Source organism: Pseudomonas sp. S3_A03 (genome assembly GCF_054668275.1).
In genome coordinates, this window is the sequence record NZ_CP162753.1 from 1,099,397 (window position 1) to 1,116,423 (window position 17,027).

Annotated in this window: 15 protein-coding genes and 1 pseudogene; 8 read left to right on the top strand and 8 right to left on the bottom strand. The window is 61.9% G+C overall.

Annotated features, from left to right (window positions below):
- Both AB4O25_RS04750 and AB4O25_RS04755 read left to right on the top strand, forming a co-directional pair.
- Positions 1 to 1,338, top strand: a complete 1,338-nt coding sequence (locus AB4O25_RS04750) for a TolC family outer membrane protein (RefSeq protein WP_460150578.1) — start codon at positions 1 to 3, stop codon at positions 1,336 to 1,338.
- A 41-nt stretch (positions 1,339 to 1,379) separates the two neighbouring features.
- Positions 1,380 to 2,804 carry a polyurethane esterase gene (locus AB4O25_RS04755; protein ID WP_017530638.1) on the top strand — a complete coding sequence of 475 codons (1,425 nt, stop codon included), beginning with the start codon at positions 1,380 to 1,382 and terminating at the stop codon, positions 2,802 to 2,804.
- Between the two features lie 81 nt (positions 2,805 to 2,885).
- On the opposite strand, the gene AB4O25_RS04760 is transcribed toward AB4O25_RS04755, so the two are convergent.
- Complete coding sequence (locus AB4O25_RS04760; protein WP_017530639.1) at positions 2,886 to 3,110, bottom strand: YgdI/YgdR family lipoprotein; 225 nt, start codon at positions 3,108 to 3,110, stop codon at positions 2,886 to 2,888.
- Between the two features lie 186 nt (positions 3,111 to 3,296).
- On the opposite strand from AB4O25_RS04760, the gene AB4O25_RS04765 reads away from it, so the two are divergent.
- Positions 3,297 to 4,946: a VRR-NUC domain-containing protein gene (locus AB4O25_RS04765; RefSeq protein WP_460150579.1), complete on the top strand. Its 1,650-nt coding sequence runs from the start codon at positions 3,297 to 3,299 to the stop codon at positions 4,944 to 4,946.
- On the top strand, positions 4,943 to 7,201 hold the full coding sequence (locus AB4O25_RS04770; RefSeq protein WP_460060224.1) for an ATP-dependent DNA helicase: 2,259 nt from the start codon (positions 4,943 to 4,945) through the stop codon (positions 7,199 to 7,201). Before AB4O25_RS04765 ends, AB4O25_RS04770 begins: the two co-directional genes overlap by 4 nt.
- A gap of 64 nt (positions 7,202 to 7,265) precedes the next feature.
- On the opposite strand, the gene AB4O25_RS04775 is transcribed toward AB4O25_RS04770, so the two are convergent.
- Positions 7,266 to 8,216, bottom strand: coding sequence for an alpha-E domain-containing protein (locus tag AB4O25_RS04775; protein WP_017530642.1), 951 nt, complete (start codon positions 8,214 to 8,216; stop codon positions 7,266 to 7,268).
- A 3-nt stretch (positions 8,217 to 8,219) separates the two neighbouring features.
- Positions 8,220 to 9,629, bottom strand: a complete 1,410-nt coding sequence (locus tag AB4O25_RS04780) for a circularly permuted type 2 ATP-grasp protein (protein ID WP_017530643.1) — start codon at positions 9,627 to 9,629, stop codon at positions 8,220 to 8,222.
- 400 nt (positions 9,630 to 10,029) lie between these two features.
- On the opposite strand from AB4O25_RS04780, the gene AB4O25_RS04785 reads away from it, so the two are divergent.
- The 3 genes from AB4O25_RS04785 to AB4O25_RS04795 all read left to right on the top strand — a co-directional run bounded on the left by AB4O25_RS04785 (position 10,030) and on the right by AB4O25_RS04795 (position 11,005).
- A complete protein-coding gene (locus tag AB4O25_RS04785) occupies positions 10,030 to 10,575 on the top strand; it encodes a hypothetical protein (RefSeq protein ID WP_017530644.1) in 546 nt (181 codons plus the stop codon).
- 68 nt (positions 10,576 to 10,643) lie between these two features.
- A complete protein-coding gene (locus tag AB4O25_RS04790; protein WP_017530645.1) occupies positions 10,644 to 10,856 on the top strand; it encodes a hypothetical protein in 213 nt (70 codons plus the stop codon).
- An 11-nt stretch (positions 10,857 to 10,867) separates the two neighbouring features.
- A complete protein-coding gene (locus AB4O25_RS04795; protein WP_460150580.1) occupies positions 10,868 to 11,005 on the top strand; it encodes a hypothetical protein in 138 nt (45 codons plus the stop codon).
- A gap of 30 nt (positions 11,006 to 11,035) precedes the next feature.
- On the opposite strand, the gene AB4O25_RS04800 is transcribed toward AB4O25_RS04795, so the two are convergent.
- Complete coding sequence (locus AB4O25_RS04800; protein WP_017530647.1) at positions 11,036 to 11,887, bottom strand: AraC family transcriptional regulator; 852 nt, start codon at positions 11,885 to 11,887, stop codon at positions 11,036 to 11,038.
- 180 nt (positions 11,888 to 12,067) lie between these two features.
- Between AB4O25_RS04800 and AB4O25_RS04805 the strand changes: the two genes are divergently transcribed.
- Positions 12,068 to 12,829 carry an alpha/beta fold hydrolase gene (locus AB4O25_RS04805; protein WP_460150581.1) on the top strand — a complete coding sequence of 254 codons (762 nt, stop codon included), beginning with the start codon at positions 12,068 to 12,070 and terminating at the stop codon, positions 12,827 to 12,829.
- A gap of 60 nt (positions 12,830 to 12,889) precedes the next feature.
- Here the strand turns inward: AB4O25_RS04805 and AB4O25_RS04810 are convergent, their stop codons facing one another.
- From AB4O25_RS04810 to AB4O25_RS04825, 4 genes and pseudogenes are all read right to left on the bottom strand, one after another.
- Positions 12,890 to 14,131 carry an EAL domain-containing response regulator gene (locus AB4O25_RS04810; protein WP_065879096.1) on the bottom strand — a complete coding sequence of 414 codons (1,242 nt, stop codon included), beginning with the start codon at positions 14,129 to 14,131 and terminating at the stop codon, positions 12,890 to 12,892.
- Between the two features lie 9 nt (positions 14,132 to 14,140).
- A complete protein-coding gene (locus tag AB4O25_RS04815; protein WP_017530650.1) occupies positions 14,141 to 14,524 on the bottom strand; it encodes a response regulator in 384 nt (127 codons plus the stop codon).
- Positions 14,509 to 15,855 (bottom strand): sensor histidine kinase, encoded by a 1,347-nt coding sequence (locus AB4O25_RS04820; protein WP_460150582.1) that lies wholly within the window; start codon positions 15,853 to 15,855, stop codon positions 14,509 to 14,511. The genes AB4O25_RS04815 and AB4O25_RS04820 overlap by 16 nt, the downstream gene beginning before the upstream one ends.
- Positions 15,856 to 16,076: 221 nt before the next feature.
- Positions 16,077 to 16,991 (bottom strand): annotated as a pseudogene (locus tag AB4O25_RS04825) (universal stress protein); the annotation flags it as partial.
- Positions 16,992 to 17,027 lie beyond the last annotated feature (36 nt).

Genomic DNA, 17,027 nt, shown 5'->3' on the forward strand with positions numbered 1-17,027 from the left:
ATGAAACCGGTGTTTATCGCCTTGTTGTTGACCTGCACCAGCGCCCAGGCCGCCATGGGCCCGTTCGATGTGTACGAGCAAGCCTTGCGCAACGACCCGGTGTTCCTCGGCGCGATCAAGGAGCGCGACGCGGGCCTGGAGAACCGCACCATCGGCCGCGCCGGCCTGCTGCCCAAGCTGTCTTATAACTACAACAAGGGCCGCAACAACTCCGAGGCGCATTTGCCGGACGGGCGCGGCGGCAGCTACCGCGACGACCGTAACTACAACAGCTACGGCTCCACCTTCAGCCTGCAACAGCCGTTGTTCGACTACGAAGCCTACGCCAACTATCGCAAGGGCGTGGCCCAGGCGCTGTTCGCCGACGAGAGTTTTCGCGACAAGAGCCAGGCGTTGCTGGTGCGGGTACTGACCTATTACACCCAGGCGCTGTTTGCCCAGGACCAGATCGACATCGCCCGCGCCAAGAAGAAAGCCTTCGAGCAGCAGTTCCAGCAGAACCAGCACCTGTTCCAGCAGGGCGAGGGCACCCGCACCGATATCCTCGAAGCCGAGTCGCGCTATGAGCTGGCCACCGCCGAAGAGATCCAGGCGCTGGATGAACAGGACGCCTCGTTACGAGAACTGGGCGCGCTGATCGGCGTGCAGAGCGTCAACATCCACGACCTGGCGCCGCTCAACCAAGGCTTTGCAGCGTTTACGTTAACCCCGGCCAACTACGACAGTTGGCATGCCCTGGCGATCGGCAATAACCCCACGCTGGCGTCCCAGCGCCAGGCCCTGGAAGTGGCGCGCTATGAAGTGGAACGCAACCGCGCCGGGCACCTGCCCAAGATCACGGCGTATGCCAGCTCGCGCCAGCAGGAATCCGACAGCGGCAACACCTACAACCAGCGCTACGACACCAACACGATAGGCGTCGAAGTGAGCCTGCCGCTGTATGCCGGTGGCGGCATCTCGGCGTCCACCCGCCAGGCCAGTCGCGCCATGGAGCAGGCCGAGTACGAGTTGGAGGGCAAGACCCGCGAAACCCTGATCGAACTGCGTCGCCAGTTCAGCGCCTGCTTGTCCGGCGTGAGCAAACTGCGTGCCTATCAAAAGGCCCTGGCGTCTGCCGAAGCGCTGGTGGTGTCGACCCGGCAAAGCATCCTCGGCGGCGAGCGGGTCAACCTCGATGCGCTCAATGCCGAACAACAGCTGTACAGCACCCGACGCGACCTGGCCCAGGCGCGTTACGACTACCTCATGGCCTGGACCAAATTGCATTACTACGCCGGCAACCTGCGCGACACCGACTTGGCCAAGGTGGATGAAGCCTTCGGGCCGGCACCGCGTTAAGGGGCGTTCTCGACAATTGCAACAACAAAAGAGGCAATACCATGGGTGTGTTTGACTATAAGAGCCTCGGAGCCGAGGGTTCCAAAGCGTTGTTCGCCGATGCCATGGCGATCACGCTGTACACCTACCACAACCTGGATAACGGCTTTGCCGTGGGCTACCAGCACAACGGGCTGGGCTTGGGCTTGCCGGCCACATTGGTCGGTGCGTTGCTGGGCAGCAGTGATTCCCAGGGCGTGATCCCCGGCGTGCCGTGGAACCCGGACTCGGAAAAAGCCGCGCTGCAGGCGGTGCAACAAGCCGGTTGGACGCCGATCAGCGCCGGCACGCTGGGGTATACCGGTAAAACCGACGCCCGGGGCACCTTTTTTGGCGAAAAGGCCGGCTACACCACGGCCCAGGCCGAAGTGCTGGGCAAGTACGATGACGCCGGTAAATTGCTCGAAATCGGCATCGGCTTTCGCGGCACCTCCGGTCCCAGGGAAAGCCTGATCAGCGATTCCATCGGCGACCTGGTCAGTGACGTGCTGGCCGCGTTGGGCCCCAGGGATTACGCAAAAAACTACGCGGGCGAGGCCTTTGGCGGTTTGCTCAAGAACGTTGCCGATTACGCCACCGCCCATGGCCTGGGCGGTCACGACGTGGTGGTCAGCGGCCACAGCCTGGGCGGCCTGGCGGTCAACAGCATGGCCGACCTGAGCGCGGGCAGATGGGCCGGGTTCTACCAGGACGCCAACTATGTGGCCTATGCCTCGCCGACCCAGAGCGCCGGTGACAAGGTGCTCAATGTCGGCTACGAAAACGACCCGGTATTCCGTGCGCTGGACGGCTCATCCTTCAGCGGGTCATCGCTGGGCGTGCATGACCAGCCCCATGCGTCGACCACCGACAACATCGTCAGCTTCAACGACCATTACGCCTCGACACTGTGGAACGCGCTGCCGTTTTCCATCATCAACCTGCCGACCTGGATCTCGCACTTGCCCACCGGGTATGGCGACGGCATGACGCGCATCCTGGACTCCGGGTTCTATGCGCAGATGAGCCGCGATTCGACGATTATCGTCGCCAACCTGTCCGACCCGGCGCGCGCTACCACCTGGGTGCAAGACCTCAACCGCAACGCGCAGCCGCACACGGGCGACACGTTCATCATCGGCAGCGACGGCAATGACCTGATCCAGGGCGGTAAAGGCGCGGACTTTATCGAAGGCGGCAAAGGCAATGACACGATCCGCGACAGCAGCGGGCATAACACCTTCCTGTTCAGCGGGCCGTTTGGCCACGACCGGATCATCGGTTACCAACCAACAGACAAACTGGTGTTTACGCAGGTAGAGGGCAGTGCGGACTATCGTGATCACGCCAAGGCAGTGGGTGGGGACACGGTGATCAGTTTTGGCGGGGATTCGGTGACATTGGTGGGCGTGAGCGGGTTGTCGGGGGAGGGGATCGTGATCATCTGAAACTGCCTGTTGTGGTGAGGGCGCTGCTTGCTCACCCCAACAGCCCCACTCCCACATTTGATCAGTGTGGCTTGAAGGAAATCAGTTTTCCTTGCGCACCGTAGCCACGTCATCGGCCTTGACGCGTACACGCTTGCCGGCGATATCGGTGAATTCGTAGAAACCGTCGGCGGTCTTGGCGTTTGGCGTGTCTTTGGTCAAATACTGCGTGCCGTTTTGCAGGGTTACGACGGTTTGCGTCGCGCAACCGGCCAATACCAGAAAAGTGAGTGCAACCAGCGGCAGCCCCAAATTCTTCATGTTCATTATCCTTACCTTCAACTCGGAAAAGTCCCGCGCCAAGGGCTGCGGGCCGTAAATGTTACGCCATCGACCCCCCATCTGATCACTTTTATACAAAAAGTTGCGTACGCCATTTATCTATTACCGATTGCAACACAGCATCGGCGGCGGCACTCTGTATGCATAACCAGTATTTGATCAGCGCGCACCATGGCCAATCCGCTCGACGACCCGCTCTATTACCTGCATAACTTCCGCCAGGTCCTGCATTGGCTGGGGCAACGCTATGCCGATCTGCTTGATCCTGACGAAGAGCATTTCATTCAGCAATTTGACAGGTTGCCGCAGGCCTCCCAGGCGCTGTTGGTGCGCATGGTGATGCGCAAAGGCGTGCATTTTCGCGCGGGCAAGCTCAACTACGGGGAGGTGGGTTGCACCCACGCCGCCGCAGTGCCGTTGTTGGCACTGGGTTGGGTGGATGACCAGCACCCGCTGGGCTTTGCCGAACTGTTCGCGCTGCTGCAAAAGGCTGAAATCCTGAGTGCCTTCGCCCCCTGGATCGATCAGCCCAAGGGCAAGAAGGCCGACTGGCTGGAGGGGTTGGCGGCGCAGTTCAGCCAAACCCGCAGCTTTGCCCAGTGGTGCCCCGAGTTGGCCGATTCGTTGTACAGCCTCACCGTGATGGACCTGTGCGACCGGTTGCGCCTGATGTTCTTTGGCAACCTGCACCAGGACTGGTCCGAATTCGTACTGGCGGACCTGGGCATTTACACCTACGAAAAAGTCGAGTTCTGCGCCGAGTCCCGTGGGCTGCGCACGCGTGCCGACGTACAGGGTTTTCTGTTTTTGCACCACTGCCAGCAAGCCTTTGAAAACGCTGAAGCCTTGGACGAGGTGCTGCACCGGGTCGCGACCCTGAGCACCGACAACCCCTGGCTGGAAAAACGGCGCGCCAAGCTGTTGTTCCAGATCGGGCAGTTCTGTGAACGCAGTGCGCAATTGGCCCTGGCCGAGCAGATCTACCGGGCCTGCGCGTATCCCGGTGCGCGTTCACGGTTGATCCGTGTGCTGGAGCGCCAGCAGGACTACGTGCAGGCCATGGCCCTGGCAACCCTTGCGCAACAGGCGCCGCACAGTGCCGCCGAGCAGCAACACCTGCAGCGCGTCATGCCGCGTCTTCGGCGCAAATTGGGTGGGCCGGTCGCGCCCAGGTCCAAGCCTCGCGAGGTCACGCGCCTGGACCTCGAACTGGCGCTGCCGGACCCGCTGATGTCGGTGGAATACTGCGTGCAGGCTCACCTCAGCGAACCCGATGCACCGGTGCATTACGTAGAAAACGGCCTGATCAACTCGTTGTTCGGCCTGCTGTGTTGGGACGCGATCTTCGCTCCGTTGCCGGGCTCGTTTTTTCACCCGTTCCAGCGCGGGCCGGCGGACCTGCACAGCGAAGACTTCCATCAACGCCGTGCGCCGCTGTTCGACGCGTGTTTCGAACGACTGCAGGACGAGCGCTACAAAACCGTGATTCGCCAGCGCTACGTGGACAAATGGGGGCTTCAGTCGCCCTTCGTGTTCTGGAACCTGCTCAGTGAAACGCTGCTGGAACAGGCATTGGCATGCTTGCCCGCCGCGCACCTGCGCCACTGGTTCGAACGCCTGCTGCTGGACATTCGCGCCAACCGCAGCGGCATGCCGGACCTGATCCAGTTCTGGCCGGCGCAAAAAACCTACCGCATGATCGAAGTCAAAGGCCCCGGCGACCGCCTGCAAGACAATCAATTGCGCTGGCTGGAATTCTGTGGCGACCACCAGATGCCGGTCACGGTCTGCTACGTGCGCTGGGCGGAGCACGTCGCTTGAGCTACAGCGTGGCCGTGCGGGCGCTGTGTGAGTTCACCGCCAAGGTCGGCGACCTGGACCTGCGCTTTACCCCATCGCCCAGCGCCCAGGAGGGTATCGTCGGGCACCGCACCGTGGCTTCGCGACGCAGCGCGCACTACCAGAATGAGGTCGCCCTCGAAGGCACCTACCAGCAACTCACCGTGCGGGGCCGGGCCGACGGCTACGACCCGAACGCCAACCGCCTGGAAGAGGTGAAAACCTATCGCGGCGACCTTGACGCCCAGCCCGCTAACCACCGGCAACTGCATTGGGCTCAGGTCAAAGTGTATGGCTGGCTGATGTGCCAGAAGCTCGGGTTGACGCAGATCGAGTTGGCGCTGGTGTACTTCGATATTGTCGGCGAGGGCGAAACCCTGCTCAGTCAACGCTTCCAGGCCGCCGAACTACAAGCGTTCTTCAACACCCAATGCGCGCTGTTCCTTGGCTGGGCCAGGCGCGAAATGGCCCACCGTGAAGCGCGCAACCGCGCGGCCCAGGCCTTGAGTTTCCCGCATGCCGGGTTTCGCCCCGGCCAACGCGCGTTGGCCGAGTCGGTGTACAAGGCCGTCAGCACCGGCCGCTGCCTGATGGCCCAGGCGCCCACTGGCATCGGCAAGACCCTTGGCACGCTATTCCCGCTGCTCAAGGCGCTGGCGCCGCAGCAACTGGACAAGGTGTTCTTTCTGACCGCCAAGACTCCCGGCCGAAAATTGGCCCTTGATGCCGCGCAAGTACTGCATGCCGCCAGCCCCGACCTGGCCTTGCGCGTGCTGGAGCTGGTGGCGCGGGACAAGGCCTGCGAACACTTGGATAAAGCCTGTCACGGCGATTCCTGCCCGTTGGCCCAGGGTTTCTACGACCGTCTGCCCGCCGCCCGTATCGCCGCATCCAACGTACGCCTGTTGGACCAGCGCAACCTGCGCGACGTCGCCCTGGCCCACAACGTGTGCCCCTATTATCTGAGCCAGGAAATGGCGCGCTGGGCCGACCTGGTCGTTGCCGACTACAACTACTATTTCGACTTCGGCGCCATGCTCTTCGGCCTGGCCCAGCTCAACGGATGGCGTGCTGCGGTGCTGGTCGACGAAGCCCATAACCTGGTGGACCGCGCGCGCGCGATGTACAGCGCGAGTCTTGATCAATACCGCCTCAAGACCCTGCGCGACACGGCGCCCGAACCGCTGAAAAAAACCTTGCAGCGCCTGAACCGTGAATGGAACGCCCTGCACAAGGAACAAGTCGCGCCGTATCAGGCCTATGCCGCCAAACCGGAAAAACTCTTGCAGGCCCTGAGCCTGTGCGCCAGCGCCATGGGCGACTACTTCAACGACCATCCCGACTCCCTCAGCGGCGAGCTGCAAGCCTTTTACTTCGAAGCCCTGCAGTTCTCCAAGGTCGCCGAGCTGTTCAACGAACACTTCATTTTCGATATCAGTAAGCGTCAGCTCAACGCCAAGCGCAGCAGTTCTACCCTGTGCCTGCGCAACGTGGTGCCCGCCGAGTTCATCCGCCCACGGCTGACGGCCGCCCGCAGCAGCGTGCTGTTTTCCGCCACGCTGAGCCCACGGCACTATTACGCCGACCTGCTCGGCCTGCCCAAGGACACGGTGTGGATCGACGTGGAGTCGCCGTTCAAGGCCGAGCAATTGCGCGTGCGCATCGTTGATCGAGTGTCTACGCGGTTCGTGCATCGCCAGGCATCCCTGCAGCCGATCGTCGAGCTGATTGCCCGACAATTCGCACAGCGGCCGGGCAATTACCTGGCGTTTTTCTCAAGTTTTGATTACCTGCAACAAGTGGCGCAGTTGCTGGCCGAGCAACACCCGCAAATCACCTTGTGGCAGCAATCGCGCGGCATGACCGAAGCCGAGCGCCAGGCGTTTCTCGAGCAGTTCACCGAGCACAGCCAGGGCATCGGTTTTGCCGTGCTCGGCGGCGCGTTCGGCGAGGGTATCGACTTGCCTGGCGCACGCTTGATCGGTGCGTTTGTCGCGACGTTGGGCTTGCCGCAACTGAACCCGGTCAACGAGCAGATGAAGGCGCGCATGGGCGCGATCTTCGGTGCGGGTTATGACTACACCTATTTGTATCCCGGTATTCAGAAAGTGGTGCAGGCGGCGGGCAGGGTGATTCGTAGCCAGCAGGACGAGGGCGTGGTGATATTGATCGATGACCGGTTTGGCGAGGCGCGGGTGCGGCAACTGTTTCCGAAGTGGTGGTCAATCGATAGCTGATGGGGACGGCACTCCCCATGTGGGAGGGAGCAAGCCCCCTCCCACAGTTTTATCGGTGGTGTGGCTAGACCACTTCCAGATAGGAGCTTTGTATCGCCCGCGCCAACTCGCGCACGGTGTCGATAAAGTCGGTCAAGCGAGTGTGCAGCCCATCTTCCAGGATCTCATCGATGCCGGTGTACCTCAGCCGTGCCTCAAACTCCGCCGCCAGGCGCTGCGCCGTGCGCCCGTAGCTGCCGGGCAGGTCGGCGAGGATATGGCTCAATTCCTCGACACAGGCATGCAACGAACGCGGCACATCACTGCGCAACAACAACAGTTCCGACACCGACCGCGCATTCAGCGCATTCGGGTACAGCTCGGTATAGGCCTCGAATGACGACAACGCCCGGAGCAGGGCGCTCCACTGGTAGTAGCCGCGTGCCGAGAGGTCGCTGACCTCTTCCGACTCCTCGCCGAACATCTCGTAGCGCGCATCCAGCAGGCGCAAGGTGTTGTCCGCGCGCTCGACAAAGGTGCCCAGGCGAATGAACCGGTAGGCGTCATTGCGCATGATGGTGCCCGAGGTCGCGCCGCGAAACAGGTGCGAGCGCTGTTTGACCCAGTCACAGAAGTGGCTGATGCCATGCCGAGCCAGGCCGCCGGCGGCGATGCTGCGCATTTCCAGCCAGGTGGCGTTGAGGTTTTCCCACATGTCGGCGGTGATCCGCCCGCGCACCGCGTGGGCATTGCCGCGCGCGGCGCGCAGGCAGTTGTAGATGCTGGCGGGGTTTTCTTCGTCGAGGGCGAAAAAGTGCAACATGCGCTCGGCGTCCAGCGTTTGGTGGCGTTCGAGGTAGCTGTCCAGGGTGCCGCTGCTGAGCAACGACATGGCCAGTTCGTCCAGGCCATCGGTGTGCCCGGCCTGGGGCATCAACGACAGCGAATAACTGACTTCCAGCATGCGCGCCAGGTTCTCGGCGCGTTCCAGGTAACGGGACATCCAGTACAGATCTGCGGCGGTTCTACTCAACATGGTTCAATCCTCCACCACCCAGGTGTCCTTGGTTCCACCGCCTTGCGACGAGTTGACGATCAACGAGCCTTCACGCAGGGCCACCCGTGTGAGGCCACCGGGCACCAGGCGGGTTTCCTTGCCCGACAGTACAAAGGGGCGCAAGTCGATGTGCCGGGGAGCGATGCCGTTTTCGACAAAGGTGGGGCAGGTGGACAGGCTCAGGGTCGGCTGGGCGATGTAGGCATGCGGGCGCGCCTTGATGCGTTGGCGGAAGTCCTCGATCTCGGCGGCGCTGGCGGCAGGGCCCACGAGCATGCCGTAGCCGCCGGAGCCCTGGGTTTCCTTGACCACCAGTTCGGGCAGGTGGGTCAGCACGTGGGACAGTTCATCCGGCTTGCGACACTGGAACGTCGGTACGTTCTGCAGCACCGGCTCTTCGTCCAGGTAGAAACGGATCATTTCCGGCACATAGGGGTAGATCGACTTGTCATCCGCCACGCCGGTGCCGATGGCATTGGCCAGCACCACGTTGCCCGCGCAGTACGCCGCGACCAGGCCCGGCACGCCGAGCATCGACTCGGGGTTGAACGCCTGCGGGTCGAGGAAGGCATCGTCGATACGGCGGTAGATCACGTCCACGGCCTTGGGGCCATCGGTGGTGCGCATGAATACCTTGAGGTCGTGTACGAACAGATCCGCGCCCTCCACCAGTTCAACGCCCATCTCGCGGGCCAGGAACGCGTGTTCGAAGAACGCGCTGTTGAAGCGGCCCGGGGTCAGTACCACCACGTTGGGGTTGTCCAGGCGGCTGGAGCTTTTCAGGGTCTTGAGCAGCAGGTTGGGGTAGTGGTCCACCGGCGCGATGCGCTGCCTGGCGAACACTTCGGGAAACAGGCGCATCATCATCTTGCGGTCTTCGAGCATGTAGCTCACGCCGCTGGGGGTGCGCAGGTTGTCTTCCAGTACGTAGTAGGTGCCGTCGCCGTCGCGCACCAGGTCGACGCCGGAGATATGCGAATAGATGCCGCGATGCAGGTCCAGGCCGACCATCGCCTTCTGGTAACCCTCGTTGCCCAGCACCTGATCGGCGGGAATGATCCCGGCCTTGATGATGCGTTGGTCGTGATAGATATCGGCAAGAAACATGTTCAGCGCGTTGACCCGCTGGATACAGCCGCGTTCGATCACGCGCCATTCACTGGCGGGGATGCTGCGGGGGATGATGTCGAAGGGGATCAGGCGCTCGGTGTCCTGCTCGTCGCCGTACAGGGTGAAGGTGATTCCCGCGCGGTGGAACAGCAAATCGGCTTCGCGGCGACGCTGGGCCAGCAGTTCCGGCGGCGTATTGGCCAGCCAGCGGGAGAAATCTTGATAGTGCGCACGGCATACGCCGTTTGCGTCATTCATTTCATCAAAGAAAGATCGAGCCATTCCAGTACCTTGTCAGTGCCCAGCATTGCAGGGGAGGCACTGCCGCTTAAAAAAAACGCATGTTTTTATGAGCCCGTGGCGCAGGGTGCCAACAGGCCTGGTCCTTACTTTCTTATGGGGTCGGCTCTGGGTCGGGGGGTAACGAATGTTCCTGTATTGGGGCAGATGAATGGTTTAAGCAATGCGTGTGCCTAAACCGCAGCGGCGTGTCGATTACCCGGTGATCAGCAGGCTTTGTAGGGATAACCGGGCTATGGGGTAGCGGGTGGACGCCCACTACAGGGGCTGTTGCTTGTCCCCACAATAAAGCAAGGCGCGCCCCGCTTTGGTGCGCAACAAACTTGAACTTCGCCCACCCGTGATTCTTCTAACGGGTTTCGCAACAGTGTGGAGCATCGTCGTGCCCAGAATCATCGCCCCCGACACCCCCGAAGCGGCCCTGACCGACCACAATGAACACAACGCGAAGATGTTCGGTTCACCCAAGGATCGCCTGGACTTTTATCGCCGCGAGATCCAGTACGAAACCTCGATCCTCGCCAACCGCACCGACGCCTACCTGACGGCGCAGTCGTTCCTGGTGATCGCTTTTGTCTCGGGCATGGGTAACCTGAACCCCGAGTGGGGCAAATTATTCACGCTGGTGGTACCGGTATTTCTGGTGGCGCTGGGCATTCTCAGTTCCCTCAACGCCTGGCCCGGCATTCGCGCGGCCTACGAAATCATCGATCACTGGCACTACAAGCAAAGTGAACTGCTGCGCAGCGAGCCGGTGATGGGCTTGGCCTATGACGAGTCGCCGTTGTTCTCGGAAGTGGAGTCATCCCACAAGGGTTATCGCAAGTCGCTGCTGTTCTCGATGCGCGCCCCCTGGTTGTTCATGGTGTTCTGGCTGTTGCTGGGGATGTACGCGTTCTATATCCAGATCGATAATCCGATCCGATGAGCAATCCCATGGAACTTCACGCCCCGCCGCAGCGCCTTAACGTTATCCGGCACAGGCAGAGGTGAAGCATGAGCACAGACAACGACCCACAGATGAGCAACCGTAACGACCCGGCCATCGACGTCGGGCAGCCGACGCCCGGCACCGCCGCCGATGCACCGAAAGACCCCAGGCCCGCCAGTGACCCTGCGGCCAGGGACAACGACTACAGCCCTGACTTCAAGCCCGAGCGCGAGCCCAAGCCTGAAACCGATGCCGATATCGATACCCAGGGCGGCTAGAGGAACCGGTCATGGCAAAAGAACTGGACGAAGAACCCAACGACCCAGGCAACGAAGACCCCGGCTCGCTGATGGACGATGCGCAAGTGCCGCTCCTGGATCCGGATGAAGCGGCCGAGCCGGGCAATACCGACTCAGCCATAGGTTGATCGGCTTCGGCGGCGTCTAACGCGTTGCGCTCAGGCGGGTTGCACCGTTTGCCGCTCCCGCAGGGGCGCTTGCGCCTGCAACCACTCGCGCGGGCTGGTGCCGATTTTGCGGCGGAACGCCCGGGCCAGCGCGGACGGGCTTTCGTAGCCCACCTCATCGGCGATCAACGCCATGGGCCGGCCGTCGCGCAGACGCTTCTGCGCCAGGCTCACGCGCCAGCTCAGTACATAATCGGCCGGGGTTTGCCCGACGACCTTGTGAAAATGCGCGGCAAAACTGGCCCGCGACATATTTGACTCCACAGCCATTTCATTCACGGTCCACGGCCGTTGCGGATGGTTGTGCACCAGGGTCATGGCCCGTGCCAGGCGCAGGTCGGCCAGGCCCGACATCATGCCGGTGGTCATGCTGTGGTAGGCCATCATATGGCGCAGAAACTGGATGACCATCAGCTCGAACAGCCGGTTCATCACCGCCTCGCGGCCGCAGTGTTCGGCGAAGGCCTCACTGAACAGCCAGTCCAGCGTGCCGGCGATCATGGGGATCTGCGCCAGCGGCATGACGATGGAATCGGTGAGCGCCACCGCCAGCGGGTTGTCCAGGCCACCGTCAAAGCGCAGCGAGGCCGCCACTACCAGGGCGTTATCCGCCTTGCCGGCCACCAGTCGATGGGGCAGGGGGCGCGGCACTACGATCAGGCTGGGCTCGCAGATGCGCAGCGTGCCCTCTGGCATCTCCAGGCCGGCCTGGCCCTCCTTGAGCAAATAGACGCGCCCTCGTTGCTGTAAGTCGTGGGTGTCGAGGGCGCCGTGCAGCGGCCCGCTGTGAAAGGTATCGGCACCAATGCCAAAGTGCACCAGCAGCGTGGATAAACGATCCATGGTTCACCAGAGGGTAGATAAACGATTTGTTAGACGATATGTCGCATATCCTCGACTATTAGACTCCATTTGTAAAATGCGCTCCGGCATTATGGCTCCACGTTCAACGCCTTGAACGGCCACTCTAAACGGAGCAACCACCATGAAAGCCCTGAAGATCTCCGCCTCGCTGCCCTCTTGATGACGGGCGCGCTCGCCCTCGGTACAGCCACCGCGACCTTCGCCGCGCCACAAAAAGCCACGGTGGTGCTGGTACATGGCGCCTTCGCCGACGCCTCCAGCTGGAACGGTGTGATCGCCGGCCTCAAGGCCCAGGGCTACCCGGTGATCGCCGTGGCCAACCCGCTGCGCAGCGTCAAGACCGACTCGGACTACGTCGCTGATATCGTCGAACACACCCCGGGCCCGGTGATTTTGGTGGGGCACTCTTACGGCGGTGCGGTGATCTCCAACGCGGTGCATGGCAACGACAAGGTCAAGGCGCTGGTGTATGTCGCCGCGTTTGCCCCGGAACAAGGTGAAACGGCGTTTGAACTGTCCGGTCGTTACCCCGGCGGCACCCTGGGCCCGACCCTGGATAAACCGGTAGTGTCCAAGGACGGTGTGACTGACCTGTACATCCGGCAGGACAAGTTCAACAGCCAGTTCGCCGCCGATGTGGCCGCGAAAGACGCGCAACTGATGGCCGCCGGGCAGCGCCCGATCACAGAAGCCGCGTTGAAGGAACCGTCGGGAGCCCCGGCCTGGAAAACCGTGCCGTCCTATTTCATCTACGGTTCGGCGGACAAGAACATTCCCGAAGCCGCGCTCAAATTCATGGCCGACCGTGCGGGTTCCAAGCAAACCGTAGACATCAAAGGGGCGTCCCACGTGGTGATGGTCTCCAACCCGGCGCGGGTGGTGGCGATCATCAACGATGCGGCCAAAGCCAACGCTCAATAACCCGGCCAGCCCAACGGGAGCAAGCTTGCTCCCGTTGGGCTGCGCAGCAACGTGAGTGCCTCACTGCTGGCGCAACAGCCGCTCCAGGCTCTCCACCGGCAGCGGCCGGCTGAATAGATACCCTTGAATCTGGTCACACCCGGCTTCCTTCAGGAACGCCATCTGGTCTTGGGTTTCCACGCCTTCGGCAACCACGCGCAGTTTCAGGTTGTGGGCCAGTTCGATAATCGTGCGGGTAATGGCCGCGTCCTGCGGGTTGGTGGTGACTTCGCGGATAAACGCGATATCGATCTTCAGTGTGTCGATGGGAAAGCGGCGCAGGTACGCCAGGCTTGAATAGCCGGTGCCAAAGTCGTCGATGGCGATCTTCACACCCTTGGCACGCAGGCGTTGCAGGCTGGCGATGGTGTGCTGGGTATTGTCCATCAGCGAACCTTCGGTCAGTTCCACCTCCAGCCAATGGGCCTGAACGCCGGTCTGCTCGAGAATAAGCCCGATATCGGCAATCAGGTCACCCTCGATCAATTGATGGCCGGAGACGTTCACCGCGACTTCAACCGCGCCAATATCCTCACGTTGCCAGGTGGCGATCTGTCGGCAGACCGTCTCGATCACCCAGCGTCCCACGGGCACGATCAGGCCCAGGCTTTCCAGCACCGGCACAAACACTGCGGGCGATACCGCGCCATAACCCGGGCGGTCCCAGCGCAACAAGGCTTCCAGGGCGCAGATGCGTCCGCTGGCCACATCAACCTTGGGCTGGTAGTGCAGGGTGAATTCATCCCGTTCAACGGCATCGCGCAAGGCCGCTTCCAAGTCCTGGCGGGCCAGGTCATGCACGTTCATGCGGGTGCTGTCCTCGCTGTGGCGTTGCAGTTGCTGTTCCAGCATCGCGCTGTGCTGTTTCAACTGGTCGCCATGGGCTTTGAGCCGCAGCAGGTTCCGTACGCGCAGCCACAGTTCGATGTGTTCCACCGGCTTGCTGATGAATTCCTCGGCCCCGGTGTGCAGGCCGCTGACCCGTGCGCCGGGTTCGTTCAGGGCCGAGAGCATGATGATCGGGATGTTCGCCGTGGCCGGGTTGGCCTTGAGCCGGCTGGCCACCTCAAAGCCGTCCATGCCCGGCATCATGACGTCCAGCAGGATCAGATCGGGGGGCTGCTGTGCCACCGATGCCAAGGCTTCTTCCCCGCAACTTGCACTGCGTGTCTGGTAGCCCTCGTGTTGCAGCAGGGTTTCCAACAGTTTGCGAACCTGGGGCTCGTCATCAACGATCAACAGTGTTGCGGGTGAGCTGGCCATGAAGAGGACTCATACAGGAGGTGTGAGGGTTGGGTTCAGCAGGGTATCGATCACCTGGTACAGCTCCTTGTAGCGCAGGGGTTTGATCACATACGCATCACAACCGGCGAGCCGGGTCTTTTCGCGGTCTTCCTTCATCGCCATGGCAGTAAGGGCGATCACCGGGATGTGTGCGGTGCTCAGGTCTTGCTTGAGCAAGCGGGTCGCGGCCAGGCCGTCCATGCCCGGCAGTTGGATGTCCATGAGGATCAAGGCCGGTTTCTGCTCACGGGCCATGGCCAGCCCGGTTTCGGCATCGGCGGCCCACAGCACGCTATGCCCGGCGTTGATCAGCAGCAGGCGCGCCAGGCGCATATTGGCTTCGTTGTCCTCGACGATCAGGATTGTGGCCATGCTGCCTCCGTAGCTTTGGCGCGGTGCAGCGGCAGCCACACCACAAAACGGGCACCCAGGCCCTCACGGCTGGCCACGGCGACACTGCCGCCGTGCAGGTCGGTAAGTTGCTTGACCATCGCCAGGCCCAGGCCGGCGCCTTCGAATTGGCGTGCCAGGCTGCTGTCGATCTGGCTGAACGCCTTGAACAGCTTGCCCATGTCAGCGGCGGCAATACCGATGCCGGTGTCGCTTACGCTCAATTCGAGAAAGCGTTGGTGCACGCTGGGCTGCAGGGCAAAGCCGTGCACGGGCCAATCGCCCGGCACCTGCCCGACTTGATCACGACTGACCTCGCGCACCACCAGGTTCACAAAGCCTGCGTGCGCGCTGAACTTCACCGCGTTGGCCAGTAGGTTGTAGACGATCTGTTTGGTCTTGCGCTGATCAAGCATCAGAGTGCCCAGGTCGCCCTGGCTGTCGAGCTTCAACTGGATACGCTGCTGGGCGGCCTTTTCCCGCACGATCAGCAGGCTGTTGGCAAGCAAACCGGTCAGTTCCACCGGTTCAAGCTCCAGGTCCATCATCCCGGCCTCGACTTTGGACAGGTCGAGAATGTCGTTGATCAGCGACAGCAGGTGCTGGCCGCTGGTGAAGATGTCGCCGATATATTCACGCTGGGTATCGCTCATATCGCCCACCAGCCCGTCCTTTAACGCCTCGGAAAAACCGATCACCGCGTTTAACGGCGTGCGCAGTTCATGGGACATGGTGGCGAGGAATTCGGACTTCATGCGGCTGGCGTGTTCCAGCTCCAGGTTTTTTTCTTCCAGCGCGCGCTCAAAACGTTTGCGCTGGGCCTCTTCCTGTTTGCGCGCGGTGTTGTCGGTGCCGATCAGCAGGTAGCCAATGATCGTGTCGCTGCGGTTGCGCAGCGCAGTCACCGAGACCATGGCCGACAGGCGACTGCCGTCCTTACGGATGTAGGTCAGCTCGTAGATGTCTTCGATCCCGCGCGAGGCTTTGAATACCAGCGCTTCGAAACCGGGGGTGATGGGCGTGTCGAGTTCCAGGCTGAGGGCGGCGGCGCGGGTGATCAGCTCGGCGGGGTCGGAGATATCGGCAGGGGTGATGCGGTTGACCACGTCGGCGGCGGCGTAACCAAGCATGCGTTCGGCGCCGACATTGAAGATCTGAATCACGCCTTTTTCGTCGGTGGCGATGCTGGAAAAGTACGCACTGTTAAAGATGGCGTCTTGCAGCGCACCGGTCTTGAGCAGGGTTTTCTGGCGTTTGAACTCGACGATTTTTTCCGCGCGTGACTGCGGCGGTAAGGGCGGGGGAGTGTCCATCGCTTGTGCGTTCCATGGGGTTCAGGCCCGCCGTCGTCGTCAGGCGAGGGCGCAGAGCATGCTCACACAAAGTCGCTCGAAGGCGACGGGGAGGACATGAAGTGCCCTGACAATAGCAGATACCACGCACGGCGCGGTGTCGCTGCACTCAATTGGATGGGCAGAAATTCAATAGGGCGGCAGAGCGCCGCCCTTGACAGGTGCGTCAGGTACTCAATCGATAACTTCGGGGAGACCATCCAGACGCTGCACGGCATCTTGTACAGCAGCGATTCGGCGGTGCTGCCCAGCAGGCGATCGAGGCCGTGATGGCCGACGCGGCCCATGACGATAACGTCGACATTGTAAGCATCGGCATAGCTGGACAGCACACGGGCCGGGCTGCCGAGGATCATGTGACGCTGTTCGGGCGGGATGCCGTTGCGCGCCGCGAGGTCGTCGAAAGTCTTGCCTTGCTCGTCGAACAGCAGCTTGGCGGCCTGTGAAGAGAAAAACCCCGCACCACTGCCAAAGCCATACTCCTGGGCGCTCAGGTCGGACAAGTCGTGGGCATACACCACTTCTACCTCGGCATCGCACGCGATGGCCAGTTTTGTCGCTTCATGCAGGATACGGTCGTTCAACCCCTCGTAGCGGCCGTCGCGATGAAACGGGTCGACCGCCGCGACGATTTTGCGCGGCAACGCATGTTTGACCTGACGCACAAAATGCAGCGGCACCGGGCATTCGCGCAACAGGTGCACGTCCAGCGGCGTAAATACCAGGCGCGACAACCACGATTCCTGCTCCAGGGCCTTGATCACCAGGTCCATGGGTTCTTCCTTGAGGCGCAGCAGCAACTCCTTGAGCGGGTGTTCGACCCACGCGACTTCGGTGGTGACCGTCAGCCCGAGCTTGCGCAACGGCCTGGCCTGGTCCTCCAGCCATTGGTGGTGGCGCTCCACGTACCCCAGGCGCATCTGCTCCAATGCCTGCTCGTTCACCAGGCCCGCGGTTGCCAGGCCATCGAGGTAGTCGAAGGCCAGGATATGCAGCGCGGCGCCTTCGGCTTTCGCCAGGGCGGCGGCTCTTTCCAGGGCGGGGCTGTGTTCCATCAACGGTGAAACCAATAAAAGGAAACGTGCTTGAGCAGACATGCTGATCTCCCGTGGCAACGAAGGGGTTTGGGCCGT